The organism is Citrobacter sp. Cu231 (assembly GCF_030332265.1).
Taxonomy (GTDB): Bacteria; Pseudomonadota; Gammaproteobacteria; order Enterobacterales; family Enterobacteriaceae; genus Citrobacter; species Citrobacter meridianamericanus.
Window position 1 is genome coordinate 18408 of the sequence record NZ_JAOWIE010000048.1, and the last position, 26680, is coordinate 45087.

A 26680-nucleotide genomic window follows, 5' to 3' on the forward strand; every position below is an offset into this window, starting at 1 on the left:
TCCTTCGACACAAGAATCAGGACGTGAGTCCCAGAGCGCGTTTGACGGGGCCAAAACTACGGCGATGGTGCTCTGTTGCACCATGTAGTGCCAACTTTTCCAGATGAAAAGCAGTTGGATAACCTTTGTGCTGTGCAAAGCCATACTGCGGGAAAACCGTATCCAGTGCCGCCATTTCAGCGTCACGGGTGACTTTTGCCAGTATCGAAGCAGCGCTAATCTCCGCCACGCGGCTATCACCTTTGACCACCGCCATTGACGGCATCGGTAATGCCGGGCAACGATTGCCGTCAATCAGTACGTATTCCGGCGCAATATGCAGACCCGCAACCGCACGCTGCATCGCCAGCATGGTGGCATGTAAAATATTCAGCTCGTCGATTTCATGCGGTTCCGCACGGCCCAGACTCCAGCTTAACGCTTTTTCTTTAATCTCATCAAACAGCGCCAGGCGACGTTTTTCCGACAGTTTTTTTGAGTCGTTCAGACCAATAACAGGACGAGCCGGATCCAGAATAACGGCGGCAGTAACAACCGCGCCGACCAAAGGACCACGTCCAACTTCATCCACACCCGCCACTAAATGCGTATGTGGATAAACAAACTCAATCATTGTGCTAACTCCAGGACTGCATCCGCCGCCTGCTCATCAGCATTGCAACGGATCTGCTGGTGCAGTTCACGGAATGTGTCGTGCATCGCATGGCTGGTTTTACCCTTCGCCAGCAACGGCAGCAGCGCTTGCGACAGCGCCTGCGGTTCACACTCTTCCTGCAACAACTCTTTAACCAGTTCTCTTCCTGCCAGCAGGTTAGGTAGCGAAACGTAATCCGTTTTCACCAGACGCTTCGCCAACCAGAAGGTAAAGGGTTTCATACGGTAGCCAACCACCATCGGGCATTTTGCCAGCATACATTCCAGCGCTGCCGTGCCTGAAGCCAACAGTGCTGCATCGCTGGCCACCATCGCTTCACGTCCCATCCCATTGAGCAGATGTACGGAAAGATCCGGTGCAACTTCAGCTTTGATACGCTCAAACTGCTCGCGACGTTTGGCATTCACCAACGGCACCACGACTTCGAGATCCGGATAATGCTGGCGCAACAGCTGCGCCGTTTTCAGAAAATCGGCACTGAGCATCTCCACTTCTGCGCCACGGCTTCCTGGCAATAGAGCCAGACAGTGAGCATCATGGGGAATACCCAGCACGTCGCGTGCCGCGTTTTTATCCGGATCCAGCGGCATGGCATCCGCCATGGTGTGGCCGATAAAGCGGCACGGAACGTTAAATTTGTCATAAAACGCTTTTTCGAAAGGCAGAAAGGCCAGCACCATATTGGTGGATCTGCCTATTTTGAAAACACGTTTCTGTCGCCAGGCCCATACAGAAGGACTGACATAATGAATGGTTTTTATGCCCTGCTTTTTCAGGTTGCCTTCGAGGGTAATATTGAAGTCAGGCGCATCAATGCCGACGAAAACATCCGGCTTAAGTTCAGTGAAACGGCGAGTGAGATCGGCACGAATATGTAGTAAGCGGCGCAGGCGTCCGAGCACTTCAACAATGCCCATTACCGCCAACTCTTCCATTTCGTACCAGGCCTCACAGCCTTCGGCCTGCATCAGCGGGCCCGCCACGCCAACAAAACGCGCATTGGGAACACGCGCCTTGAGTGCACGGATTAACCCTGCACCAAGAATATCGCCGGAGGTTTCTCCGGCGACGAGGGCTATCGTTAAAGGACGCTGTTCAGTCATTAACGAATCAGGCCACGCGTTGAGCGCTCAAAGAAATCGCTGAAAGCCTGGACTTCGGGGTACTGTTGCGCCAGTTCCGCGATTTCCGGCTTCGCTTCTTCCAACGTTTTACCGTTACGGTACAACGCTTTATAGGCGTTACGAATCGCGGTGATCGCTTCGCGGGTAAATCCGCGACGCTTCAGACCTTCGATGTTAACGCCAAACGGCGTGGCGTGGTTGCCCTGGGCGATAACGTACGGAGGCACATCCTGGGCAACGCCAGAACAACCGCCAACCATCACATGCGCGCCGATGATGCAGAACTGATGCACCGCGGTCATGCCGCCGATGATAACAAAATCATCAAGCGATACATGTCCGGCAAGCGTGGCGTTATTTGCCAGAATACAGCGGTTGCCTACCGTACAATCATGCGCAACGTGCGCATTAATCATCAGTAAGTTATCGCTGCCCACCTTCGTCACTCCACCGCCCTGCACTGTGCCACGATGAATGGTGACGCTTTCGCGGATGCGGTTGCGATCGCCAATTTCCACGCGGGTTGGTTCGCCAGCATATTTCAGATCCTGGTTAACTTCACCGATGGAGGCAAACTGATAGATCTCGTTATCGCGACCAATTTTGGTATGGCCATTCACGACAACGTGAGACTTCAGTACGGTACCCTCACCAATTTCAACATGGGGTCCAACAATACAAAATGGGCCAATGTGAGCGTTAGCGCCAATGCTGGCGCCCTCTTCCACAATGGCGGTCGGGTGAATAAAGGCGGATTTATCAATCACGTATCAGGCCTCCCGGCTACGGGCACACATCATCGTTGCTTCGCATACAACTTTACCGTCGACCAGCGCAACCCCTTTAAAACGGGTCAGGCCACGGCGCGTTTTCTCGAAAGTCACTTCCATGATCATCTGATCGCCAGGTACGACAGGACGCTTAAAGCGTGCTTCGTCAATACCCGCGAAATAGTACAGTTCGCCTGGTTCCAGTTTTCCTACGCTTTTAAACGCGAGGATGCCGGTGGCCTGCGCCATCGCTTCCAGAATCAGTACGCCTGGAAAAATAGGTTTACCCGGGAAGTGGCCCTGGAAGAAAGGCTCGTTAACGGATACATTTTTCACTGCGCGCAGAAAACGACCTTCTTCAAAATCCAGCACGCGGTCAACCAGCAAAAACGGAAAACGGTGCGGCAGAAGTTCTAGAATCTCTTCAATATGCAGAGTATGAGTGTTAGTAGTCAAAATACTCTTCCTGTCAAAATATACTAAAAGGCAATAATAACACGGCCTGTCGCAATCGTATGAATGGGACAGGCCGAAAAGTCAGACATGCAAAAAAAGTGCTTTAGTCTTGTTGATTAACCTTGCGCTCAATCGATTTGAGGCGCTTGCTCATATCATCAATGTTCATCACCAGTGCAGCTGTTTTACGCCATACCTTGTTAGGTTGCAGCGGAATGCCTGAGGAGTAGACGCCCGGTTCAGTGATAGGACGCATCACCATACCCATGCCAGTCACCGTGACTTTGTCGCATATTTCCATATGCCCATTAATCACGCTGGCACCGCCAATCATGCAGTAACGGCCAATCTTCAGGCTACCCGCCATAATGACGCCACCGGCTACCGCCGTATTGTCGCCAATCACAACGTTATGCGCAATCTGGCACTGGTTATCAATGATAACACCATTACCGATCACAGTATCGTCCAGGGCACCACGGTCAATAGTGGTACACGCGCCGATCTCGACGCGATCGCCAATAATCACGCGACCAAGCTGGGGGATCTTCACCCAGTTACCGCGATCGTTCGCGTAACCAAATCCATCAGATCCAACGACCGTGCTGGACTGGATCAGGCAATTCTCACCGATCTGAATGTCATGGTAAATCGTCACATTCGCCCACAAGCGTGAACCTGCGCCGATTTTAGTATTTTTTCCGACGAAGCAACCTGCGCCGATAACGACGTTATCGCCCAGTTCTACGCCAGACTCAATGACCGCATTTGCGCCCACAGAGACATTGTTACCCAGCTTCGCCGTCGCATCAATTACTGCACTCGGTGCAATGTTTTGTGCCGGCTGCGGCGTGGTATCTAAGATTTGCGCCATGCGAGCATAGGTCAGGTAGGGATTCTTCACTACCAGCGCTGCACTCTTAGCAAAAGGAAGATCGTCCTGCGTCATCACTACGGCAGAAGCCTGGCATACGCCTAAGTGCTCACGGTACTTAGGATTCACCATGAACGTAATATTGCCAGTTTGCGCAGATTGCATGGACGCTACGCCGGTGATGACGATATCGCCATCACCGTGTAATTCTGCATCCAACTGCTCTGCTAAATCAGCCAGTCGAATTGAAGGCATTACTTATTTAACCTGTTTCAGTACGTCAGCGGTGATGTCTTTTACATCGCTGCTGTTGTATGCAACGGTGTTTGCGTCAACGACCAGATCGATGCTCTGGCTGCTGGCAACAGATTTCACAGCAGTCTGGATACGAGTAACCAGTTTGCCACGTTCTTCGTTGGAGCGACGCGCACGATCCTGCTCAAAAGCCTGAGCTTTCTGAGAGAAAGTCTGACGCTGAGCCATAACGTCTTTTTCCAGCTTGGTACGATCGCTACCTGCTTTCATTGATTGCAGACGCTGCATCTTAGATTGCAGATCGGATTCCATACGCTGCAGTTCGCTGGCACGGCCTTTGAACTCGTTTTCCAGCGTAGCAGAAACGCCTGTCTTCTGTGCAACCTGTTGGAACAGGCTACCCATGTTGACGATTGCAATTTTGTCAGCCGCTTGTGCGGACGTTGCCATCGCTAAACCGAGACCTGCAGCTAATAACCACTTTTTCACAATTAACTCCTTACCATCCCATTTGCACCCGAGGGTACAGTTCTTTGCGTGGCCAGGCGATCCCATGCAAGATCGCCTAAAGTCATCGCTACACTACCACTACATTCCTTTGCGAAGAACAATTACCAGGTTTTACCAATGTTAAACTGGAACTGTTCCGCTTTGTCTCCATCGTACTTCTTGAACGGCTGGGCGTAGGAGAAAACCAACGGCCCCAATGGGGACATCCATTGTAAAGCGATACCCGCTGACATACGGATATTGCTTGGATCACTGTAGTCCGGCACACCTATAGCTCTTGTTTGAGCGCTATCCTGCCAGTTAGTATCCCAAACGGTACCCATATCCCAGAAGAACGAGGTACGGACCGAGTTAGCATACTTGTCACTAATGAACGGCGTTGGGGTAATAAACTCCAGGCTGGCGACAGCCATGGCGTTACCGCCCACTGCATCATCCGATTTACAGTCTTTACCGTCTGCGTTGGAACACTCTTCGTAATCGTTATTATCGGAACCACTGGCGTAGGCACCGTTTTTATAGACCGCTTTTGGACCGATGGTATTCGACTGGAAACCACGCACGGTGCTGGAACCACCTGCATAGAAGTTTTCATAGAACGGCATTTCTTTACTGCCAATGCCGTCACCATAGCCTACCTTCGTACGTCCTAAAACCACCCACTTGTGATCGTCATCGATCGGCACATAGGTCGCGGTATCCATCGACACTTTGTAGTATTCGTTATCAGAACCCGGAATGGTCACTTTACCGTTCAGGTTGACGCGTGTACCGTCCGTTGGGAAGTACCCACGGTCCAGTTTGTTGTACGTCCAACCATAGTTAAAGGTGAAGTCATCAGCGGCAAAGCTGTTGGTATTGGTCTCGCCCATTGACTCAAGATAACGATCCATCGCAACCTGCGGCTGCATGTTGGACAGTTTGTTGTGTACATAACCCAGGCCAGCACGCAACGTGTTGTATTCGTTTACCGGGAAGCCAAGCGTTACGTCTGTACCATAACTTTTGTTGGTATAGTCGGACAGATCCGCATCATTCGCTTCAAAGTCATTGTAGAAGACACGGCCCCCCAGACTCACACCATCAACGGTGAAGTACGGGTTAGTAACAGACAACTCAGTATAGGTCTGGTAGTCGTTTTTGGTGCCATTGATACCAACAGAATAGCCAGTACCTAACCAGTTATCTTGCTGAACGCCAGCCTGGAAGCTCACGCCGCTCTCGGTACCGTAACCGACGCCGAAGTTAAAGCTACCGGTGTTACGCTCTTTGACCTTATAAACCACATCAACCTGATCCGGACTGCCCGGAATACGCTGAGTATCGGTATCGACGGTTTCAAAGTAACCCAGGCGGTTCAGACGCTCTTTACCCTGATCGACCAGATCGCTACCCAACCAGGCACCTTCCATCTGACGCATTTCGCGACGCAGAACGGAATCTTTAGAAGTGTCGTTACCTTCAAAGCGGATCTTACGCACATAGAAACGGTTACCCGCATCCACGTTTACGCGCAATTTAACGGTTTTGTCTGCATCGTTGATTTCAGGCTGCGACTGTACGCGCGGATAGGCATAGCCATAGCGACCCAGAAGCTTCTTGATATCATCTTCCATTTTGGTCACTTTAGTGCCGTTATAAAGTTCGCCTGGTTCGATTTTCGTCAGGGTCTCAATTTCGGCAGAATGCCCGGCCAGATTACCGCTCACCTGTACCCCTGAAAGCTTGTACTGATCGCCTTCAGTGATGTTAACGGTGATATAGATACCTTTTTTATCCGGCGTCAGGCTGACCTGGGTGGAATCGATGTTGAAACGAGCATAGCCGCGATCCAGATAGTAGCTGCGCAGGGTTTCAAGGTCGCCCGCCAGTTTCTGTTTCTGGTATTTACGATCGCCCACCACGTTCCACCACGGAACTTCATCACGCAACTGGAAGTGAGAGATAAGTTCCTCAGTTGTGAAGGCATGGTTGCCGACGATATTGATCTGTTGGATCTTCGCCGAAACCCCTTCCTGGAAGACCAGTTTGAGGTCAACGCGGTTACGCGGCAACGGCGTAACCACTGCTTTCACACTGGCGCTGTACTTACCGACGCTATAGTAGAAATCTTCCAGGCCTTTTTCGATATCAGCAAGCGTGGTGCGATCCAGAGACTCGCCAACACGCACGCCAGACGCCTCGAGATTCTGCTTCAACATGTCATCTTTCACCGATTTATTACCGGAGAAAGTGATGCTGGCAATCGTCGGGCGTTCTTTTACCTGAACCAGAAGGGTATCACCATCGCGCAGGACGCGGACATCCTCAAAGTTACCGGTGGCGAACAGAGCACGAATGGTATTACTGATGTCTTCATCATTAACCGTGTCGCCTGTGCGCACCGGCATACTGAGGAGAGCCGCACCAACGGCGACTCGCTGTAGGCCTTCGAAATGAATGTCCTTCACTACGAACCCTTCAGCACCGTATACGGTGGCGCTGCTAAACAGCAGCGACGCTATGAGCAACTTTTTCATCGCCATCGTTATTATGCGTTCTTCCTAACACTCTCTTACAACCGAGAGAAATCATTGAAAAGTGCAAGCCCCATTAACAACACCAGCAAGATAGAGCCAATGCGATAACTAAAGTCTTGAACCCGCTCGGATACCGGACCGCCCTTCAGCTTTTCAATCGCCAGGAACAGCAGATGCCCCCCGTCAAGAACGGGCAACGGAAACAGGTTGATTATCCCTAAGTTCACGCTGATAAGCGCAAGGAACATCAGGTAATAAATAACCCCGAACTCCGCTGACATCCCAGCCCCCTGGGCGATAGAAATCGGCCCACTGAGGTTGTTCAGTTTTACATCACCGGTAATCAATTTTCCCAGCATACTGACCGTCAGCTTCATCAACTGCCACGTTTTATCCGAGGCTTCGAGGATGGCGCTGAATGGCCCATACTGGCGTACAGTCTTATACTCATCAGGCAGAGGAATAACTTTAGGCACCACGCCCGCAAAACCCTCTGCCTTCCCGTTAACCTCTTTTGAATCTGGGGTTAACGTTAAAGACAAGGAACTTCCTTGTCTTTCAATATCTAGCGCTAACGGCTTATCCGGATTATCGCGCACCTGCGTGACAAACGTCATCCATTGTGTCAGCGGCTGACCATTGACTTTAACGATCCTGTCGCCAGCTTGCAAACCCGCCTTACTTGCAGCGGAGTTAACCTGCACTTCTGACAGCACCGGTTCAATCTGCGGACCGCGCGGACGAATCCCTAAACTGGAGACGGGATCCTGCTTGTCTGGCTCAAATGCCCACTGACGTAAATCCAGCGTTTTGTCCTGACGCTGGTTACTGCCAAATTGCGCTACGCTGAGAGTCGTATGCTGATCGCCAATTTTGGCTACCAGTTGCAATCTTACGGCATCCCAATCAGGGGTTTCGATACCATCAACCGCTTTTAGTTCCGTACCCGGCTGAATTTGCGCCTGCGCAGCAATCGAGTTGGGCGTTATTTCACCAACAACCGGGCGAACGCCAGGAACACCGATGATAAACACCAGCCAATAAGCGAAAATAGCAAAAAGGAAGTTTGCAATCGGACCTGCGGCGATGATGGCTGCGCGTTGTCCAACCGTTTTATTGTTGAAAGCGTAATGGCGCAACTCCGGTGCGACCGGTTCAGCGCGCTCATCCAACATTTTGACGTAACCGCCGAGAGGAATCAGGGCGATGACGTATTCCGTACCTGATTTATCGGTACGCCGCCAAAGCGCTTTTCCAAAACCAATGGAAAAGCGTTCGACGCGAACTCCGCAGCGCCGCGCAACCCAGAAATGACCAAATTCATGCACGGTGATAAGCACACCAAGTGCAACAATGAATGCAGCCAGATTCCAGAGAATACTCAGCATAAGACCATCCGTTAAAGCGTCCTGAATACCAATAACAACAGGCAGGCAAAGACCGGTACCGCAGCCGTCAGGCTATCAATGCGATCCAGAATACCACCGTGTCCTGGAATTAAGTGACCACTGTCCTTTATTCCTGCTTCACGCTTAAACATACTCTCGGTCAGGTCACCCAGCACGGAGGCCAGGGCTGCAACGATGGAGCAAATAAGCAAGGTGACAGGCGCAACCTCAAGATTCGCCCACATGCCATAACCCCATGAGATCACGGCCGCAGTGGCGAGTCCGCCAAAAAAACCCTGCCAGGTTTTACCAGGAGAAACCTTCGGCGCCAGCTTATGTTTGCCAAACAGCTTACCAAACATATAGGCACCAGAGTCAGCTCCCCAGACGAGGATCATGACATACAGCAGCCATAGCGCGCCACTATAATGATTCTCATCATAGTGCCATGCACGTAGCGCCAGCATTCCCCAAAAGAACGGGACAATGGTCAACACGCCGAAAATTATGCGTAATGTTTTGGAATTACGCCATACCGCCGCAGAGCCGGGATAAAACAGTACCAGCAACAGCGCCACGACCCACCAGCCCAGCGACGCCCACAGCGAGACTTCAACCAGAGGCTGATGAATATTGCGATGGTATTCTGGCAGTAAAAACAGCATCAGTGCCAGCAATAGCCCACACAAAACCGCCAGCCATACTCGCTGTGTACGCGTGGTAAAACCGCTTAACTGTCCCCATTCCCAGGCGGCCAGCATACAGACAACCAGCGTGACAATGGCGAACCCCACAGGCGGCAGCAAAAACAACGCCGCGATGACAACGGGTATTAAAACAAAAGCAGAAATCAGGCGATACTTCAGCAAAAGCGACCCCCATCAGGCTTTTTCATCACCGGGCTCGGTGCCGCCGAAACGACGCTCACGATTAGCAAAGGCATGCAGCGCACCTTCAAAGTCTTGTTCATCGAAATCGGGCCAGAGAACATCCGTAAAGTAAAGTTCGGCATAGGCAATTTGCCACAACAGAAAATTACTAATTCGATGCTCCCCCCCAGTCCTTATCACTAAATCCACAGGAGCCAGTTCATGCATACAAATTTGCTGCCCAAGCATCTCTTCATCGATTTGCTCTGGTCGCAGCAGACCATCCTGCACCTGTTGTGCCAGTTGCCTGACTCCCTGGACTATATCCCACCGTCCACCGTAATTCGCTGCAATATTCAGCGTCAACCCGGTATTCTGGGCGGTAATCGCTTCTGATTTGCGAATCCGTTCTTGCAAACGTGAGTTAAATCGACTGATATCCCCGATAATACGCAGACGTACGTTATGGCGGTGCAGGTTTTTCACTTCGCTATCAAGCGCCCACACGAACAGCTCCATTAACGCGCTCACTTCCTGCGCAGGTCGGTTCCAGTTCTCACTGCTAAAGGCATACAGCGTTAACGCATCAATACCGTTATTGGCAGCAAAAGAGACAGCCCGGCGGACGGATTTAGCTCCGGCCTTATGCCCAAAGGCGCGAATCTTCCCTTGCTTTTTCGCCCAGCGGCCATTGCCATCCATGATAATTGCTACATGGCGACAACCATGTGCTGGCAAATTTTCGCTTAATGGTTTAGTTGCAGACAACATAACGCGTTTTTAGTCCCTGAAAGGATTAACGGTACTCAGGAATACTGAAGCCCATCCACAAAAAAGCCGTGTCAAACCACGGCTTACCCGACCGGAAAAAAGCAAATACCCGCGATCGAGTGGCGCAGACTATATCACTGAAGCCCAACGCTAACAAATAGCGCGATTCTGCGTACAGGGATTATCATCAGCTTGAGAGTCGCATCACTTCTTTTCTGGCGACATCCCGCGCGATGGCATCAACCTTCAGCACATCATCAACGCTCTGTGGCTCCTGCAAATCCATCTTATCCAGTACGGATAAATTCAGGTCAGCAATATCGGTAAATCGGATCTGCTGCGCCAAAAATGCGGCAACGGTAATTTCATTCGCGGCGTTCAGCGCGGTCGTCGCCGCTTGCCCTTGCTCAAACGCGTCCATCGCCAGTTTCAGGCAGGGATAACGCTGATAATCAGGTGCGGAAAACGTCAACGCACTGAGTTGGCAAAAGTCGACAGGCTTAACACCAGACGTCACACGTTCTGGCCATGCCATCGTATGGGCAATAGGTGTACGCATATCAGGTTCCCCCAACTGCGCCAGAACGCTACCATCCTGATAACGAACCATCGAATGAATAACCGACTGCGGATGAATCAGCACTTCCATCTGACTCGCACTGGCATTAAACAACCAACGCGCTTCAATGTATTCCAGACCTTTATTCATCATGGTGGCGGAATCGACAGAGATTTTTCGTCCCATCGACCAATTCGGATGACGACATGCCTGATCGGGGGTCATAGAAATCAGATCGGACAATGGCGTTTCACGGAAAGGGCCACCAGACCCGGTAAGCAAAACTGACATGACGCCATTTTGCTCAAGGTCAGCGTATCCCAGATTGTGTTGGATAGGTTGCGGTAAACTCTGAAAAATCGCGTTATGTTCGCTATCTACCGGCAAAAGTTGCGCTTTGTGACGTTTCACGTCGTCCATAAACAGACGACCACAGGTCACCAGAGATTCTTTATTCGCCAGTAAAATGCTTTTGCTCGCACGAATTGCAGCCAGCGTCGGCAGCAATCCCGCCGCGCCAACAATCGCCGCCATCACCTGATCAACATCATCCAGCGCAGCCATATCACAGGCCGCCTGCTGTCCACTCATTACCTCAGTACGACAGCCCTGCTCCAGCAGAGCTATTTTTACCAACGTCGCGCTTTTTTCATCGTCCATTACCGCATAGCGAGGAGCAAACTCCAGGCATTGCTCGACCATACGGGCGACATTTTTACCCGCCACTAACGCAGCAACACGAAATTTTTCCGGGTTATGGCGTACTACATCCAGCGTACTGCAACCAATGGAACCGGTTGATCCCAGGATGGTTAATTGCTTCATGAGACATCCAGAAGAATTTTACCCTTTAAGGTATATAGGCAGAATAAAGCAAAACGCCGCTCTCCAGCCTTCTCAGGCCTTCTAAGCGGCGTTTTTAGCGTACAGGCGAATCAGAACTGCATCAGTTCCGTTTCTTTCTCTGCCAGCGCCGCATCAACTTTCTTGATAGCTGCGTCAGTCAGTTTCTGCACGTCATCCTGAGAACGGCGATCGTCATCTTCGCTGATCTCTTTTTCTTTCAACAATGCTTTCACTTTGTCGTTGGCATCACGGCGTACGTTACGTACGGCAACGCGCGCGCCTTCAGCTTCGCCACGCACGATCTTGGTCAGATCTTTACGACGTTCTTCAGTCAGCGGCGGCAGCGGAACGCGGATATCGGAACCCGCAGAGCTTGGGTTCAGACCGAGGTCGGAAGCCATAATGGCTTTCTCAACGGCTGGTCCCATAGAACGGTCAAACACGTTAATTTTCAGGGTACGGGAATCTTCAACCGTTACGCTTGCCAACTGGCGCAGCGGAGTCGGTGTGCCGTAATATTCCACGACAATACCATCCAGCAGGCTAGGAGAAGCACGACCCGTGCGAATTTTGCTGATTTGGTTTTTGAACGCTTCGACGCATTTGTCCATGCGTACTTCAGCATCTTTTCTGATATCGTTGATCACGTTACGAATCCTTGAAAGCTTGTTTCAGTCAGACCATACCCACCACGCAAGATGTGACAAGTATAGTCTTGATTAATTTTGAGGGACGTATCCCGCGACATTAAAGCGGAATATTACCTGCATTTAGCCGCAACGGGAATTATTCCGTGATTAACGTGCCTTCTTTTTCACCCATAACAACACGGCGCAGCGCACCCGGTTTGTTCATGTTAAAGACACGAATCGGCAATTTGTGGTCACGAGCCAGCGTGAACGCCGCCAGATCCATCACTTTCAGTTCTTTATCCAGCACTTCCGAATAGGTCAACTGCTCGTACATGGTCGCGGTTGGATCTTTAGCCGGATCAGCCGTAAATACGCCGTCGACTTTGGTGGCTTTCAGTACCACATCCGCTTCAATTTCAATACCACGCAGGCAGGCTGCAGAATCGGTGGTAAAGAATGGGTTGCCGGTACCCGCAGACAAAATAACAACGCGGTTGTTGCGCAGCAGGCTGATAGCCTCTGCCCAGCTGTAGTTATCACACACGCCATTCAGAGGAATAGCGGACATCAAGCGAGCGTTCACATAGGCGCGGTGAAGCGCATCGCGCATCGCCAGACCGTTCATGACGGTGGCTAACATGCCCATGTGGTCGCCCACAACACGGTTCATCCCTGCTTTCGCCAGACCAGCGCCACGGAACAGGTTACCACCACCAATCACTACGCCAACCTGGATACCCAGCTCAACCAGCTCTTTGATTTCCTGAGCCATACGGTCAAGGATGCTTGCATCAATACCGAAGCCTTCTGAACCTTGCAGAGCTTCGCCACTTAACTTAAGCAGAATACGTTTGTAGACGGGTTTTGCATTGGTAGCCATGTTTCTTTCCTGAGACTGTCAACGAATGAGATGAGTTAATTCCGGCGACATTGTATGCCGCTTTTCAGCATGACCACTATAGCGGTTCGCTGAATTTACAAGCCAGACACAAAAAGAAGCCGCCCTCAGGCGGCTCCTTTAAAAATTAAGACTGCTTGGACATTGCAGCAACTTCTGCTGCAAAGTCAGTCTCAACTTTCTCGATACCTTCACCCACTTCAAAGCGGATGAAGCCTGTTACGTCAGCATTGTGCTCTTTCAGCAGCTGACCAACAGATTTGCTCGGATCCATAACGAAAGGCTGGCCAGTCAGAGAAACTTCGCCGGTGAATTTCTTCATGCGGCCTTCAACCATTTTCTCTGCGATTTCTTTCGGCTTACCAGACTGCATCGCGATATCCAGCTGAACCTGGTATTCTTTCTCTACCACTTCAGCGGAAACGTCTTCCGGCTTAACGAATTCTGGTTTGCTTGCAGCAACGTGCATTGCCAGCTGTTTAACCAGTTCTTCGTCAGCGCCAGTTGCAGCAACCAGAACACCGATACGAGCACCGTGCTGGTAGTTACCCAGAACGTCGCCTTCCAGGGAAGCAACGCGACGGATGTTGATGTTCTCACCGATTTTAGCAACCAGTGCAACACGTTCTTCTTCGAACTGTGCTTTCAGAACTTCAACGTCAGTGATTTTGCCAGCAACGGCAGCGTCCAGTACTTTGTCAGCAAATGCCTGGAAACCAGCATCTTTAGCAACGAAGTCAGTCTGGCAGTTAACTTCCAGAATGAAAGCGATGTTGCCGTCGATTTTGGTTTTGATTACGCCGTCAGCAGCCACGTTGCCTGCTTTTTTCGCCGCTTTGATTGCGCCGGACTTACGCATGTTTTCGATTGCCAGCTCGATGTCGCCATTAGCTTCAGTCAGTGCTTTTTTGCAATCCATCATGCCTGCGCCAGTACGCTCACGCAGCTCTTTTACCAGGGATGCGGTAATTTCAGCCATTCTAAAATCCTCGGAAGATTTGATCTGCCCGGCATGAAACCGCACAGATTTAAAAGTGAAAAAGGGGGCCATATACAGGCCCCCTAACCAAACGTGATACTACCTGGCCTATATCCGTCATTCTTCAAGCTGCTGGTGCGTTGTTTTCCTTACTCACCCCAGTCACTTACTGACGTAAGCTCCGGGGGATTCGTTGCGTCAACGCCTTCCAGCAACTCGAATTATCCAGGATATATAAGGGGTCGCTCTAACGAGCGTGCCTTATTATTCAGCTTCTACGAAGCTTTCTTCCGCCTGGGAAGCCAGATCCTGAGAACGGCCTTCACGAACGGTAGTAGCTACAGCGCCCAGGTACAGGGTCACAGCACGGATTGCGTCGTCGTTACCCGGGATAACGAAGTCAACACCGTCCGGATCAGAGTTGGTATCAACGATAGCAAATACTGGGATACCCAGGTTGTTTGCTTCTTTGATAGCAATGTGCTCGTGGTCAGCATCGATTACGAACAGAGCGTCCGGCAGACCGCCCATGTCTTTGATACCGCCCAGGCTGTTTTCCAGTTTCTCAAGCTCACGAGTGCGCATCAGCGCTTCTTTCTTGGTCAGCTTTTCGAAAGTACCGTCCTGAGACTGAGTTTCCAGATCTTTCAGACGTTTGATGGACTGACGAACGGTTTTCCAGTTAGTCAGCATACCGCCCAACCAGCGATGGTTCACGAAGAACTGGTCGCAGTTGTTAGCAGCTTCTTTCACCGCTTCGCTTGCAGCGCGTTTAGTACCAACGAAAAGGATTTTACCTTTACGAGCAGAGATCTTGTTCAGTTCAGCCAGAGCTTCGTTGAACATCGGTACAGTTTTCTCAAGGTTGATGATGTGAACTTTGTTACGCGCACCGAAGATGAACGGCTTCATTTTCGGGTTCCAGTAACGGGTCTGGTGACCAAAGTGAACACCAGCCTTGAGCATGTCGCGCATGGAAACAGTTGCCATGATTAAAACCTCTATATATAAAAGTTGGGGTTAAGCCTCCACGCATCCCATATTACCGACCCAAAGGGCACCCCGGAATATGTGTCGATACGTGTGTGTTGTTACACAAAGTGAGATTTGTCGCTCCCGTCCATCGTGTGTAGTCTTCGAACGGATCGGAAGTCCGGCGCGCTTTATACCACAAATACGCCGCCGACACCAATAATTGTTGGCACTGTGTGCTGAATGAACGATGAATTTCGTGTTACAGGAAGGCGGCAAATTTTCGAATCTCCGGGAGCTTACATGTAGTAAGTGAGCGGAGTGAAAAAATAGAGCTAACGCACCTGTGGCACGAAAGGCGAAGTTCAGAATGATTCTCAATTTGGCAGGGTACACCCCTGACTGATACCATTGGCAGCACTTAAACAATTATTGCCGATATCATCGGTACTGATGGACAGAATTCATGGCTATCTCAATCAAGACCCCTGAAGAAATCGAAAAAATGCGCGTCGCTGGTCGCCTGGCCGCTGATGTACTGGAAATGATCGAACCATTTGTTAAACCGGGCGTCAGCACTGGCGAGCTGGATCGCATCTGTAATGACTACATCGTGAACGAGCAGCAGGCTATTTCCGCATGCCTTGGCTACCACGGTTATCCGAAATCCGTGTGCATCTCTATTAATGAGGTGGTATGCCACGGGATCCCGGACGACGCCAAACTCCTGAAAGACGGTGATATCGTCAACATTGACGTCACCGTAATTAAAGACGAATTCCACGGCGACACCTCGAAAATGTTCATCGTCGGCAAACCTACCATTTTGGGCGAGCGTCTGTGCCGCGTCACGCAGGAAAGCCTGTACCTGGCGCTGCGGATGGTAAAACCGGGTATTCGCCTGCGCACACTGGGCGCTGCGATTCAGAAATATGCGGAAGGCGAAGGGTTCTCTGTGGTCCGTGAATACTGCGGTCACGGCATCGGTCGCGGCTTCCATGAAGAACCGCAGGTTCTGCATTACGATGCAGACGACGGCGGCGTGGTACTGCAGCCGGGCATGACCTTCACCGTAGAACCTATGCTGAATGCCGGTGATTACCGCATCCGCACCATGAAAGACGGCTGGACGGTAAAAACCAAAGACCGGAGCTTGTCTGCTCAGTACGAGCATACTATTGTGGTGACGGAAAACGGCTGTGAAATTCTGACGTTACGCAAGGATGACACCATCCCGGCGATCATCACACACGGCGAATAATGTTTTGCCTGATGGCGATGCCCCTGCATCTTATCAGGCCTACAAGTTGCACCTTTACTCAAAATCATTCGAATTGATTCAAGACGGCAAGAGAGTGAACCTCCAGAAGCGTACAAAAGTACGTGACTGGAGTGAACGAGCGCAGCCAACGCAGAAGCAGCTTGAAGGATGAAGAGTAAATCCGTAGGCCGGGTAAGGCGCATTAGCCGCCATCCGGCTTTTTAATGGGTGGCGCAAAATGAATACTCTTCCTGAACAGCACGCAAATACTGCCCTCCCCACCCTGCCTGGCCAACCGCAAAATCCCGGAACCTGGCCGCAGCACGACCTCAACTGTCCCGGCATTAAAGCGCATATCGACGCGTTCCAGCACTGGTTAGGTGAAGCGTTTGACAGCGGGATCTCCGCTGAACAGCTGATTGAGGCCCGCACCGAGTTTATTGACCAGTTGCTTCAGCGTCTGTGGATTGAAGCTGGTTTTGGTCAAATTGCCGACCTGGCGCTGGTTGCAGTTGGCGGTTACGGACGCGGCGAACTGCATCCGCTTTCCGATATTGACCTGCTAATCCTCAGTCGTAAAAAGCTCCCTGACGCGCAGGCCGAAAAAGTCGGCGAGTTGTTAACGCTGCTGTGGGACGTGAGGCTCGAGGTTGGGCACAGCGTGCGCACGCTGGAAGAGTGTCTGCTGGAAGGATTGTCAGACTTAACCGTCGCCACCAACCTGATAGAAACACGCCTGCTGATTGGCGACGTGGCGCTGTTTCTTGAGCTACAAAAGCATATTTTTAGCGAAGGTTTCTGGCCGTCCGATAAATTTTACGCCGCCAAAGTGGAAGAGCAAAATCAGCGCCACCAACGCTATCACGGCACGAGCTACAACCTGGAGCCGGATATCAAAAGCAGCCCCGGCGGCCTGCGCGATATTCATACTCTGCAATGGGTCGCCCGCCGCCATTTTGGCGCTACCTCGCTGGATGAAATGGTCGGCTTTGGCTTCCTGACGCTGGCAGAACGCGCCGAATTGAATGAATGTCTGCACATCCTCTGGCGCATTCGCTTCGCCCTGCATCTGGAGGTCAGTCGCTACGATAACCGCCTGCTGTTTGATCGTCAGCTCAGCGTGGCGCAACGCCTGAACTACGGCGGTGAAGGCAACGAGCCAATCGAGCGGATGATGAAAGACTATTTCCGCGTTACGCGGCGGGTCAGCGAACTGAACCACATGCTGCTGCAGCTATTTGACGAGGCAATCCTCGCCCTGCCCGCCGATGAAAAACCTCGTCCGATTGACGACGACTTTCAACTACGCGGCTCGTTGATTGATCTGCGCAACGACGACCTGTTTATCCGCAAACCCGAAGCGATATTGCGGATGTTTTACATCATGGTGCGTAACAGCGCGATCGCTGGGATTTACTCCACCACGCTGCGCCATCTGCGTCATGCCCGCCGTCATTTAACCCAGCCGCTGTGCTACATCCCGGAAGCGCGCTCACTATTTCTGAGTATGTTGCGCCATCCGGGAGCAGTGAGTCGCGGCCTGCTGCCGATGCATCGCCATAGCGTTTTGTGGGCCTATATGCCGCAATGGTCACATATTGTCGGCCAAATGCAGTTTGACCTGTTTCATGCCTACACGGTGGATGAACACACCATCCGCGTGATGCTCAAGCTGGAAAGTTTTGCTAACGAAGAGACCCGCCCGCGCCATCCGCTGTGCGTGGATCTGTGGCCGCGCTTGCGACAACCTGAACTGATTCTGATTGCCGCGCTGTTCCACGATATCGCTAAAGGTCGCGGCGGCGATCACTCGGTTCTCGGCGCCCAGGACGTGCTCAAATTCGCCGAACTGCACGGTCTGAACTCACGTGAAACACAGCTGATCGTCTGGCTGGTGCGTCAGCATTTGCTGATGTCGGTGACCGCTCAGCGCCGTGATATTCAGGATCCGGAAGTGATCAAGCAATTCGCTGAAGAAGTACAAACGGAACACCGTCTGCGCTTTTTAGTGTGCCTGACCGTCGCGGATATTTGCGCTACTAACGAAACGCTGTGGAATAGCTGGAAGCAAAGTTTGCTGCGTGAGTTGTACTTTGCGACGGAAAAACAGCTACGTCGCGGGATGCAAAACACGCCGGATATGCGCGAACGCGTTCGCCATCATCAGCTTCAGGCGCTGGCGCTACTGCGTATGGATAACATTGATGAAGAAGCGCTGCACCACATCTGGTCGCGCTGTCGCGCCAACTATTTCGTGCGCCACAGCCCAAATCAACTGGCCTGGCATGCGCGTCATCTGCTGCAACACGATCTCAGTAAGCCGCTAATCCTGCTCAGCCCGCAGGCCACGCGCGGCGGAACGGAAATATTCATTTGGAGCCCCGATCGCCCTTACCTGTTTGCCGCCGTTTGCGCCGAACTGGACAGGCGCAATCTAAGCGTCCACGATGCGCAGATCTTTACCACCCGCGATGGGATGGCGATGGATACGTTCATTGTACTGGAGCCGGACGGTAGCCCGCTGTCGTCAGACCGACACGAAGCGATCCGTTTTGGACTGGAACAGGCGATCACGCAGCGGAGCTGGCAGCCGCCGCAGCCGCGTCGCCAACCGGCAAAATTACGCCACTTTACCGTCGATACCGAGGTCACTTTCCTGCCGACCCATACCGACCGAAAATCATTCCTTGAGCTTATCGCCCTCGACCAGCCAGGACTGCTGGCGCGGGTCGGGCAAATTTTTGCCGATCTGGGAATTTCGCTGCATGGCGCCCGAATTACAACCATTGGCGAGCGAGTAGAAGATTTATTCATAATCGCCACTGCCGACCGGCGCGCCCTTAATAATGAGCTGCAGCAGGAAGTACATCAACGGTTGACAGAGGCCCTCAATCCAAACGATAAAGGGTAATGTTTTTATTTATTATGGAAAGAGTTTAACAATGCAGCAGTTACAGAACGTTATTGAGTCCGCTTTCGAGCGCCGTGCCGACATTACTCCGGCAAATGTAGATACCGTAACCCGCGAAGCGGTAAATCAGGTTATTGCTTTACTGGATTCCGGTGCACTGCGCGTCGCAGAGAAGATTGAGGGTCAGTGGGTCACGCATCAGTGGCTGAAAAAGGCGGTCCTGCTCTCTTTCCGTATTAACGATAATCAGGTTATCGAGGGTGCGGAAAGTCGTTACTTCGATAAAGTACCGATGAAATTCGCCAACTATGATGAAGCACGCTTCCAGAAAGAGGGTTTCCGCGTGGTTCCGCCAGCAGCAGTACGTCAGGGTGCGTTTATCGCACGTAACACCGTACTGATGCCTTCTTACGTAAACATCGGCGCTTATGTTGATGAAGGTACAATGGTTGATACCTGGGCGACCGTGGGTTCCTGCGCGCAAATCGGTAAAAACGTTCACCTGTCCGGTGGCGTTGGCATCGGCGGCGTACTGGAGCCGTTACAGGCTAACCCGACCATCATCGAGGACAACTGCTTCATCGGCGCGCGCTCTGAAGTGGTTGAAGGCGTGATCGTCGAAGAAGGCTCTGTTATCTCTATGGGCGTGTACATCGGTCAAAGCACCCGTATTTACGATCGCGAAACCGGCGAAGTGCATTATGGCCGCGTTCCGGCAGGCTCTGTGGTTGTCTCCGGCAACCTGCCGTCGAAAGATGGCAAATATAGCCTGTACTGCGCGGTAATTGTGAAGAAAGTCGATGCCAAAACGCGTGGCAAAGTAGGAATCAACGAACTGTTACGCACCATCGACTAACAGCGATTTGAAAAAGCGGGCTTAGCCCGCTTTTTTTACATCTACGAGTGGCATAAACAAGGCTTTTCGTTAATTATTCAATGGTTATAGTGAGCTTAAGGGTACCGCTATGTATGACAATCTGAAAAGTCTGGGCATTACTAATCCTGAAGAAATCGATCGTTACAGCCTGCGGCAAGAAGCCAACAACGATATCCTGAAAATCTATTTCCAGAAGGATAAAGGTGAGTTTTTTGCCAAGAGCGTGAAGTTCAAATATCCCCGTCAGCGTAAAACGGTTGTCGCCGATGGCGTCGGCCAGGGTTACAAAGAAGTGCAGGAGATCAGCCCCAACCTGCGTTATGTGATCGACGAACTGGATCAGATCTGCCAGCGCGATCGCAGCGAAGTCGATCTTAAACGCAAGATCCTCGATGATTTACGTCATCTGGAAAGCGTCGTGACCAACAAGATCAGCGAAATTGAAGCCGATCTGGAAAAGCTAACGCGTAAATAACCGCGAGTGAATGTGTTCGTATGCCGGGTAAGGCGAAGCCGCCCCCGGCATTTTGCCTGATAAGCGTAGCGCCAACAGGCAAGAAATTAATGCTGCTCATCCAACTGTAACGCGACATACAGAAGCAGTCGGTCGTCAAAATTCCCTAAATCCAGCCCGGTCAGCTCTGAAATTCGGTTCAGGCGATATTCCAGCGTATTGCGGTGGATAAATAACGCTTTTGAGGTCGCCAGCGGCTGAACGTTATGCCGAAACCACGCCGCTAATGTGCGACGCAGTAAGCCGTTGTTATCCATTGCTTTCAGCCGTACCAGCGGACGCGCCAGCTCGTTAGCCTGCCAGCCACCGCGCAAACTGTCCAGCAGCACCGGCAGCATTAAATCCTGGTAGAAATAGCTACGGCTTTCCGGCATCCGTTGCTTACCGACCATCATGGTCGTGCGCGCCGTACGATACGAACGGGCAATACTGCCAGGCCCGGTAAAATAGTTGCCCAGCGACACGCGAAAACGCAGCTGTCCGTTCTCTTTCATGCGAGCAATGAGCTGCTCAACCCGCTTGCGATGATCCTCAGCGTCCCAGCGGCCAAACTGATTGAGAGCCGGTTTCAACACCACCATCTCGGTCAAAGAAACAATCGCAATCAGATTATTACGTTCGGGCGTAGTCAATGCGCTCTGCAATTGCTGTAGCTCCGCCATCGCACTATCAACACCAAGCTGACCGCTATCGACCTCCACCACAGCCACCACACGCGGCTGGTTTAAATCAATGCCTAATCGCTGCGCCCATTCCATCAGCGCTGGGGTATTCTCTTCTGCCTGGATCAGGTTCATCACCAGTTCTTCACGCAGGCGACTATCCTGCGCTAACAGATGCATCAGACGCGACTGCTCCAGCATCATTTCCGCAGTCATACACACCAGTTCGCCATACTTGCGCAGATGTTCCGGTTCGCCGGTAAGCCCGATAACGCCAACGATTTCGCCTTCAAGACGCAACGGCAGGTTTATCCCCTGCCGCACACCGTGTAAATGCCGGGCCACCGCATCGTCAATGTCCACCACCCGACCCTGCGAAAGCACCACCAGCGCACCTTCGTGCAATTCACCAATACGTTCGCGATCGCCGCTGCCAATGATCCGCCCACGGGCATCCATTACGTTGATATTGGTATCAATAATGCGCATGGTTCGCGCCACGATATCCTGTGCCATTTTGGTATCAAGATGCCAGCCAGCCATAAACTCCTCCTGTGAGCAGAGCTCAAGCATAGGGAAGATAATAAGCGGCGACATTGTGCAAATGCACAAAGCAGAAGGGATAAATATGGAGTTGTGGGAGGTATCACAAAAAGAACCCCTTCCTGTGCAGGAAGGGGTTGAGGGAGATTACTGCATCAACAGATAGATGGAGCTGTCGCCACGCTGAATGTTCAGCGCCAGTACAGCCGGTTTGCTCTCGAGGATTTTGCGCAGTTCGGCGATGTTTTTCACCGGCTGTTGGTTCGCACCGATAATCACATCACCTTTCTTCAGGCCGATCTGTGCAGCCGGACTATTCGGTTTAACGTCGCTAACCACGACCCCTTTGTCCTGACCTTTGTTGCTCATATCAGCACCTTCAATGCCTTTGAAGATAGAGCTGGAATCAACCTGAGTCTGGCTGCTCTGCTGCAGTTCCAGATTCACGGTGACTGGCTTACCGTCGCGCAGCAGGCCAAGGCTAATTTTGCTGCCTACCGGCATCGTCCCCACTTGCGCACGCAGAGCGGCAAAGCTGCTGATAGGTTTACCGTTCAGGGAGGTAATCACATCCCCGGCTTTAATACCTGCTTTCGCTGCCGAAGAGTTTGGCATCACCTGGCTGACAAATGCGCCGCGCTGAGCGTCAACTTTCATCGCTTTCGCCAGCTCAGAGCTCAGCTCGGTCCCCATAATACCCAGCTCACCACGTTTAACCTGGCCAAACTCAACCATCTGCGAAGTCAGGTTTTTCACCATGTTGCTTGGGATCGCAAAACCGATACCGATGTTACCGCCGTCCGGTGCGAGGATCGCGGTGTTAATGCCGATCAGCTCGCCGTTCAAATTGACCAGCGCACCACCGGAGTTACCCCGGTTAATCGCGGCATCCGTCTGAATAAAGTTTTCGTAGTTCTCCGCGTTCAGGCCGCTACGCCCCAACGCAGAAACGATACCGGAGGTCACGGTCTCACCGAGGCCAAACGGGTTACCAATCGCCACGGTGTAATCCCCCACGCGTAACGCGTCGGAATCTGCCAGCTTAATTGCTGTCAGGTTTTTCGGATCCTGAATTTGGATCAGCGCGATATCAGAACGTGGATCTTTACCCACGATCTTCGCGTCAAATTTACGACCATCGCTCAACTGGACTTTAATCACCGTGGCATTATCCACCACGTGATTGTTAGTCACGACATATCCTTTCGCGGCATCAATAATTACACCGGAACCCAGCGCCATAAATTTCTGCTGCTGGCCGCCGCCATTGTCAGCACCCGGCGCGCCGCCCTGGCAGAACGGTGAACTCTGGAACGGAGAACCGTCCTGACAGAACGGTGAATTATCACCAAAGAACTGCTGGAAATTACGCGGCATACGCGGCGTATTCACCGTCGTGCTCCCCTCGACGTTAATACTTACCACCGATGGCATCACTTTTTCGAGCATCGGGGCCAGGCTTGGCATCTGTTGGGCGGTCATTGCTGAAGACGACGTCTCAGCCGCAGTTGCAGACAGAGGGGACAACGCCAAGCCTAAACTCAGAGCCAGTGCACTCATTGCTAATGTGGTTTTTTTCATGTGTTTCGTTCTCGATTAACAGGTAACGCAAAATTGCTGTATACGTCAGAGTCGTTTTATAGCGCTAAGTTCCAGAATTGAGTTTAAGGAAAAAGTAAAATTTTATTGGTCGTCTTTACAAATGAGTATTTATTGTTCTACGGCCATCAAGCGACGATATTCATCCCAGGCATACAAATCTGTCATACCGCTGATATAATCCTGAATCAGCCGGCAGCGATAATAATATTCCAGTACCGAAAACTCAGCGCAACCTGTTGATATTTTACTAACCGCTTCTACATAAGCAAGACGATGGCGAGTAGACAACTTCTGAAATAATCGTGATTCGATAGGGAAACGTTTAACTCTTTCATTGTCGACCAGTTCAGTAAAATCTGACTGGGACATTTTTAATAAAGGCTGATAGATCTCCAGCAACCCGCTGATGACTCGGTAGCCCTGCAATTCCAGTTGCTCAACGTCTGGATGGCTAAACACATGTTTTACCGCCACGTTTTTATAGACACCCAGCAACTGACTGAAGCTACTCGCATCTTCTAACAGCGCGTGATTAAAGCTACCCGCAAAAATCTGCGGTAAATTATCAATAAACCGCTGGGCCGCATACGGCACCAGTTTATTCAGCGTATTGACGCGTAAATACATAAAGAACTGATCTTCGGTGCTGCGGCTTAATGTATTTGAACGTGATTTTTCCCAGGCGTTCTCAACAACCTGACTAAACAGGGAACCCTTTTCATGGTGTCCCCACGCCTCATACAAATGGTGATAAAGTTGCTCGACGCTGAAGATTCTTTTCTCAACGGCATCCTCAAGATCGGCTACGCAATAAGAGATATCGTCGGCAGCTTCCATAATCCAGGTTAATGGAAAACGACTGTAAGGCGCTAATGATAATTCTTTACGCAACCGCTCAATATACGGTTCCTCGGAAAGATAATAGCCCGGTTTCTTCATTAAATAGTTATGTGTTTCAGGTGTACTGCCGCGCCACCATGCCGGACGGGTATATTTTAAAATACCGCCAACCTGCGCCCAGGTAAGATTCATTCGCATCAAAGTATGCACCAGACGAATACCCTGCGCATTGCCTTCAAAATGACAGAGATCCTGACGCACCTTGCGGCGAATATCATTCAGCGACTCTTCGCCTTCGCGTAAACGTAGCGCCGCAACCAGGCAGCGGTCGTCGCTAAGGGGCTGACTTTCCGCGTCGGCGGGATACAGTCGCTGGCGGAACCAGTCATTGATCGCCGCTTCACCAAAATGGCCAAACGGTGGATTCCCGATGTCATGCATCAGGCACGACATTTCGACAATACTCTCAAACGGCCCCGTCAGTTCATCCAGGCCATACTGCTCCAGCAGCTTGAGTTCTTTCAGCCGACTGAGGATCTCTTTCGCGATATAGCGCCCAACCTGCTGAACTTCCATCGAGTGCGTCAGGCGCGTGCGCACCGCGGCATTACGCTCCAGCGGAAAGACCTGGGTTTTTTGCTGCAGCCGGCGAATAGCAGGAGAGTTGATAATACGTCCACGATCGCTTTCAAAAATACGCAGGATCTCATGCTCCGTCTTCATGCCCTGCGGCGAACGGTAACGACGATGCCAGTTTATTTTTTTTCGGAAATCGATCTGTACCATATCCTCTCCCGCCTGAGAAATGCGCTACCCCTTAAGCGCATGATAGACTATGCCCTCAAATCTGGCTTATCGCGAGTAAATCTATGAAAATCGGCATCATTGGTGCAATGGAAGAAGAAGTTACGCTGCTGCGTGACAAAATCGAAAACCGTCAGACCATCGCTCTCGGCGGTTGTGAAATTTATACCGGCCAACTGAACGGTACTGAGGTTGCGCTACTGAAATCGGGTATCGGTAAAGTGGCTGCGGCGCTGGGCGCAACGCTACTGCTCGAACGCTGCAAACCAGATGCCATCATTAATACCGGTTCCGCGGGCGGCCTGGCCTCTACGCTGAAAGTTGGTGATATTGTGGTTTCTGACGAAGCGCGTTATCACGACGCTGACGTCACCGCCTTTGGCTATGAATTTGGTCAGCTCCCGGGTTGCCCGGCAGGTTTTAAAGCCGATCCCGCACTTATCGCTGCGGCGGAATCCTGCATCGCAGAACTCAACCTGAACGCTGTTCGTGGTCTTATCGTCAGCGGTGACGCCTTCATTAACGGTTCTGTTGGTCTGGCAAAAATTCAGCATAACTTCCCACAGGCCATTGCCGTAGAAATGGAAGCCACTGCAATTGCGCACGTTTGCCACAACTTTAACGTGCCGTTTGTCGTGGTTCGCGCCATCTCTGACGTCGCCGATCAGCAGTCCCACCTTAGCTTTGACGAGTTCCTGGTGGTTGCCGCCAAACAGTCAAGCCTGATGGTTGAAACGCTGGTGCAGAAACTGGCGCATGGCTAAATCATTCTCCAGGGCGCTGGTCGCCCTGCTTTTCACTCTCCCGGCGTTCCTTTACGCCGCGCCGCGTGTTGTGACGCTTTCTCCTGCCAATACCGAACTTGCCTTTGCCGCTGGCATTACGCCCGTAGGCGTCAGCAGCTACTCGAACTATCCGCCCGAAGCGAAAAATATCGAAGAGGTATCAACCTGGCAAGGCATGAATCTTGAACGCATTGTGGCGCTCAAACCGGATTTAGTCGTCGCCTGGCGCGGGGGCAATGCTGAACGCCAGGTGAATCAATTGACCGCCCTGGGAATTAAGGTCATCTGGGTGGATGCCGTTACCATTGAGCAAGTCGCTGATGCGCTCCGCCAGCTGGCAGCGTGGAGCCCTAAACCTGAGCAGGCCAAACAGGCGGCGCAAACCCTGCTTGATGATTATGCTTTACTAAAATCTCAGTATGGCAACAAACCCAAAAAACGGGTGTTTCTCCAGTTTGGCGCAAATCCTCTGTTTACCAGTGGAAAAGGCTCCATTCAGCACGAGGTTCTTGAGGTATGCGGCGGAGAAAACATCTTTGCCGGCAGCCGGGTTCCCTGGCCACAGGTTAGTCGCGAGCAGGTCCTGGCACGCGCCCCTCAGGCAATTGTTGCAACCGGAGGTCCGGGCGAAACTCTGAAAATTGAGCAATACTGGGGAAACCAGCTAAAAATTCCCGTTATTACGCTGAATAGTGACTGGTTCGAACGCGCGAGCCCGCGTATTATCCTCGCCGCAAAACAACTCTGTAATGCGCTTTCACAAGTGAAATAGAGCCTGCCTGTCGGGCTATCAGTGGGGATTCG

General features: G+C 51.6%; 24 protein-coding genes. 6 read left to right on the plus strand and 18 right to left on the minus strand.

Features of this window, described 5'->3' with window-relative positions; genetic code table 11:
• Positions 1 to 16 precede the first annotated feature (16 nt).
• The 15 genes from rnhB to rpsB all read right to left on the minus strand — a co-directional run bounded on the left by rnhB (position 17) and on the right by rpsB (position 15095).
• A complete protein-coding gene (gene rnhB / locus OGY15_RS21135) occupies positions 17 to 613 on the minus strand; it encodes a ribonuclease HII (protein ID WP_187253757.1) in 597 nt (198 codons plus the stop codon).
• Positions 610 to 1758 carry a lipid-A-disaccharide synthase gene (lpxB, locus tag OGY15_RS21140; protein WP_151216800.1) on the minus strand — a complete coding sequence of 383 codons (1149 nt, stop codon included), beginning with the start codon at positions 1756 to 1758 and terminating at the stop codon, positions 610 to 612. Before lpxB ends, rnhB begins: the two co-directional genes overlap by 4 nt.
• Entirely contained in the window at positions 1758 to 2546 is a 789-nt protein-coding gene (lpxA, locus tag OGY15_RS21145; RefSeq protein WP_151216799.1) for an acyl-ACP--UDP-N-acetylglucosamine O-acyltransferase, read from the minus strand. Before lpxA ends, lpxB begins: the two co-directional genes overlap by 1 nt.
• Before the next feature lie 3 nt (positions 2547 to 2549).
• Positions 2550 to 3005: a 3-hydroxyacyl-ACP dehydratase FabZ gene (gene fabZ / locus OGY15_RS21150; RefSeq protein ID WP_003018528.1), complete on the minus strand. Its 456-nt coding sequence runs from the start codon at positions 3003 to 3005 to the stop codon at positions 2550 to 2552.
• A gap of 103 nt (positions 3006 to 3108) precedes the next feature.
• On the minus strand, positions 3109 to 4134 hold the full coding sequence (gene lpxD / locus OGY15_RS21155) for a UDP-3-O-(3-hydroxymyristoyl)glucosamine N-acyltransferase (RefSeq protein ID WP_151216798.1): 1026 nt from the start codon (positions 4132 to 4134) through the stop codon (positions 3109 to 3111).
• 3 nt (positions 4135 to 4137) lie between these two features.
• Positions 4138 to 4623, minus strand: coding sequence for a molecular chaperone Skp (skp, locus tag OGY15_RS21160; protein ID WP_003018533.1), 486 nt, complete (start codon positions 4621 to 4623; stop codon positions 4138 to 4140).
• A gap of 122 nt (positions 4624 to 4745) precedes the next feature.
• On the minus strand, positions 4746 to 7169 hold the full coding sequence (bamA, locus tag OGY15_RS21165; RefSeq protein WP_151216797.1) for an outer membrane protein assembly factor BamA: 2424 nt from the start codon (positions 7167 to 7169) through the stop codon (positions 4746 to 4748).
• A 29-nt stretch (positions 7170 to 7198) separates the two neighbouring features.
• On the minus strand, positions 7199 to 8551 hold the full coding sequence (gene rseP, locus OGY15_RS21170; RefSeq protein ID WP_151224585.1) for a sigma E protease regulator RseP: 1353 nt from the start codon (positions 8549 to 8551) through the stop codon (positions 7199 to 7201).
• Between the two features lie 11 nt (positions 8552 to 8562).
• A complete protein-coding gene (gene cdsA / locus OGY15_RS21175; RefSeq protein ID WP_151216795.1) occupies positions 8563 to 9420 on the minus strand; it encodes a phosphatidate cytidylyltransferase in 858 nt (285 codons plus the stop codon).
• A gap of 12 nt (positions 9421 to 9432) precedes the next feature.
• Positions 9433 to 10191: a (2E,6E)-farnesyl-diphosphate-specific ditrans,polycis-undecaprenyl-diphosphate synthase gene (ispU, locus tag OGY15_RS21180; protein WP_003018543.1), complete on the minus strand. Its 759-nt coding sequence runs from the start codon at positions 10189 to 10191 to the stop codon at positions 9433 to 9435.
• A gap of 187 nt (positions 10192 to 10378) precedes the next feature.
• Positions 10379 to 11575: a 1-deoxy-D-xylulose-5-phosphate reductoisomerase gene (gene ispC / locus OGY15_RS21185; RefSeq protein ID WP_151216794.1), complete on the minus strand. Its 1197-nt coding sequence runs from the start codon at positions 11573 to 11575 to the stop codon at positions 10379 to 10381.
• Between the two features lie 110 nt (positions 11576 to 11685).
• Complete coding sequence (frr, locus tag OGY15_RS21190) at positions 11686 to 12243, minus strand: ribosome recycling factor (protein ID WP_016151760.1); 558 nt, start codon at positions 12241 to 12243, stop codon at positions 11686 to 11688.
• A gap of 139 nt (positions 12244 to 12382) precedes the next feature.
• Positions 12383 to 13108 (minus strand): UMP kinase, encoded by a 726-nt coding sequence (gene pyrH, locus OGY15_RS21195; RefSeq protein ID WP_151216793.1) that lies wholly within the window; start codon positions 13106 to 13108, stop codon positions 12383 to 12385.
• 145 nt (positions 13109 to 13253) lie between these two features.
• On the minus strand, positions 13254 to 14105 hold the full coding sequence (gene tsf / locus OGY15_RS21200; protein WP_151216792.1) for a translation elongation factor Ts: 852 nt from the start codon (positions 14103 to 14105) through the stop codon (positions 13254 to 13256).
• A 264-nt stretch (positions 14106 to 14369) separates the two neighbouring features.
• Positions 14370 to 15095 carry a 30S ribosomal protein S2 gene (gene rpsB, locus OGY15_RS21205; protein ID WP_016151758.1) on the minus strand — a complete coding sequence of 242 codons (726 nt, stop codon included), beginning with the start codon at positions 15093 to 15095 and terminating at the stop codon, positions 14370 to 14372.
• A 448-nt stretch (positions 15096 to 15543) separates the two neighbouring features.
• On the opposite strand from rpsB, the gene map reads away from it, so the two are divergent.
• The 4 genes from map to OGY15_RS21225 all read left to right on the plus strand — a co-directional run bounded on the left by map (position 15544) and on the right by OGY15_RS21225 (position 20601).
• Positions 15544 to 16338 carry a type I methionyl aminopeptidase gene (gene map / locus OGY15_RS21210; protein ID WP_151216791.1) on the plus strand — a complete coding sequence of 265 codons (795 nt, stop codon included), beginning with the start codon at positions 15544 to 15546 and terminating at the stop codon, positions 16336 to 16338.
• Positions 16339 to 16576: 238 nt separating this feature from the next.
• On the plus strand, positions 16577 to 19249 hold the full coding sequence (gene glnD / locus OGY15_RS21215) for a bifunctional uridylyltransferase/uridylyl-removing protein GlnD (RefSeq protein WP_151224583.1): 2673 nt from the start codon (positions 16577 to 16579) through the stop codon (positions 19247 to 19249).
• Positions 19250 to 19280: 31 nt separating this feature from the next.
• Positions 19281 to 20105, plus strand: a complete 825-nt coding sequence (gene dapD, locus OGY15_RS21220) for a 2,3,4,5-tetrahydropyridine-2,6-dicarboxylate N-succinyltransferase (protein WP_003837532.1) — start codon at positions 19281 to 19283, stop codon at positions 20103 to 20105.
• A gap of 109 nt (positions 20106 to 20214) precedes the next feature.
• The gene (locus OGY15_RS21225) at positions 20215 to 20601 is read left to right on the plus strand and encodes a DUF3461 family protein (RefSeq protein WP_003018562.1); all 387 of its coding nucleotides are present in this window, start codon (positions 20215 to 20217) and stop codon (positions 20599 to 20601) included.
• Positions 20602 to 20687: 86 nt separating this feature from the next.
• Here the strand turns inward: OGY15_RS21225 and cdaR are convergent, their stop codons facing one another.
• The 3 genes from cdaR to dgt form a co-directional block, all read right to left on the minus strand.
• Positions 20688 to 21845, minus strand: coding sequence for a DNA-binding transcriptional regulator CdaR (gene cdaR, locus OGY15_RS21230; RefSeq protein ID WP_286540974.1), 1158 nt, complete (start codon positions 21843 to 21845; stop codon positions 20688 to 20690).
• Between the two features lie 147 nt (positions 21846 to 21992).
• Positions 21993 to 23426 (minus strand): serine endoprotease DegP, encoded by a 1434-nt coding sequence (degP, locus tag OGY15_RS21235; RefSeq protein WP_187253755.1) that lies wholly within the window; start codon positions 23424 to 23426, stop codon positions 21993 to 21995.
• 129 nt (positions 23427 to 23555) lie between these two features.
• Entirely contained in the window at positions 23556 to 25073 is a 1518-nt protein-coding gene (gene dgt, locus OGY15_RS21240) for a dGTPase (protein ID WP_151216788.1), read from the minus strand.
• 83 nt (positions 25074 to 25156) lie between these two features.
• Between dgt and mtnN the strand changes: the two genes are divergently transcribed.
• Together mtnN and btuF are read left to right on the plus strand one after the other, a co-directional pair.
• Positions 25157 to 25855 carry a 5'-methylthioadenosine/S-adenosylhomocysteine nucleosidase gene (mtnN, locus tag OGY15_RS21245; protein ID WP_123268747.1) on the plus strand — a complete coding sequence of 233 codons (699 nt, stop codon included), beginning with the start codon at positions 25157 to 25159 and terminating at the stop codon, positions 25853 to 25855.
• The gene (btuF, locus tag OGY15_RS21250) at positions 25848 to 26648 is read left to right on the plus strand and encodes a vitamin B12 ABC transporter substrate-binding protein BtuF (protein ID WP_151216787.1); all 801 of its coding nucleotides are present in this window, start codon (positions 25848 to 25850) and stop codon (positions 26646 to 26648) included. The genes mtnN and btuF overlap by 8 nt, the downstream gene beginning before the upstream one ends.
• Positions 26649 to 26680: the final 32 nt, after the last annotated feature.

Bases quoted from the DNA above. Each gene is read 5' to 3' on its own strand.
- OGY15_RS21225 (WP_003018562.1), top strand. From the start codon at position 20,215: ATGTATGACAATCTGAAAAGTCTGGGCATTACTAATCCTGAAGAAATC.
- lpxD (WP_151216798.1), bottom strand. From the start codon at position 4,134: ATGCCTTCAATTCGACTGGCTGATTTAGCAGAGCAGTTGGATGCAGAA.
- map (WP_151216791.1), top strand. From the start codon at position 15,544: ATGGCTATCTCAATCAAGACCCCTGAAGAAATCGAAAAAATGCGCGTC.
- bamA (WP_151216797.1), bottom strand. From the start codon at position 7,169: ATGGCGATGAAAAAGTTGCTCATAGCGTCGCTGCTGTTTAGCAGCGCC.
- dapD (WP_003837532.1), top strand. From the start codon at position 19,281: ATGCAGCAGTTACAGAACGTTATTGAGTCCGCTTTCGAGCGCCGTGCC.
- ispC (WP_151216794.1), bottom strand. From the start codon at position 11,575: ATGAAGCAATTAACCATCCTGGGATCAACCGGTTCCATTGGTTGCAGT.
- ispU (WP_003018543.1), bottom strand. From the start codon at position 10,191: ATGTTGTCTGCAACTAAACCATTAAGCGAAAATTTGCCAGCACATGGT.
- dgt (WP_151216788.1), bottom strand. From the start codon at position 25,073: ATGGTACAGATCGATTTCCGAAAAAAAATAAACTGGCATCGTCGTTAC.
- mtnN (WP_123268747.1), top strand. From the start codon at position 25,157: ATGAAAATCGGCATCATTGGTGCAATGGAAGAAGAAGTTACGCTGCTG.
- rnhB (WP_187253757.1), bottom strand. From the start codon at position 613: ATGATTGAGTTTGTTTATCCACATACGCATTTAGTGGCGGGTGTGGAT.
- tsf (WP_151216792.1), bottom strand. From the start codon at position 14,105: ATGGCTGAAATTACCGCATCCCTGGTAAAAGAGCTGCGTGAGCGTACT.
- degP (WP_187253755.1), bottom strand. From the start codon at position 23,426: ATGAAAAAAACCACATTAGCAATGAGTGCACTGGCTCTGAGTTTAGGC.
- lpxB (WP_151216800.1), bottom strand. From the start codon at position 1,758: ATGACTGAACAGCGTCCTTTAACGATAGCCCTCGTCGCCGGAGAAACC.
- glnD (WP_151224583.1), top strand. From the start codon at position 16,577: ATGAATACTCTTCCTGAACAGCACGCAAATACTGCCCTCCCCACCCTG.
- cdaR (WP_286540974.1), bottom strand. From the start codon at position 21,845: ATGGCTGGCTGGCATCTTGATACCAAAATGGCACAGGATATCGTGGCG.
- pyrH (WP_151216793.1), bottom strand. From the start codon at position 13,108: ATGGCTACCAATGCAAAACCCGTCTACAAACGTATTCTGCTTAAGTTA.
- rpsB (WP_016151758.1), bottom strand. From the start codon at position 15,095: ATGGCAACTGTTTCCATGCGCGACATGCTCAAGGCTGGTGTTCACTTT.
- btuF (WP_151216787.1), top strand. From the start codon at position 25,848: ATGGCTAAATCATTCTCCAGGGCGCTGGTCGCCCTGCTTTTCACTCTC.
- rseP (WP_151224585.1), bottom strand. From the start codon at position 8,551: ATGCTGAGTATTCTCTGGAATCTGGCTGCATTCATTGTTGCACTTGGT.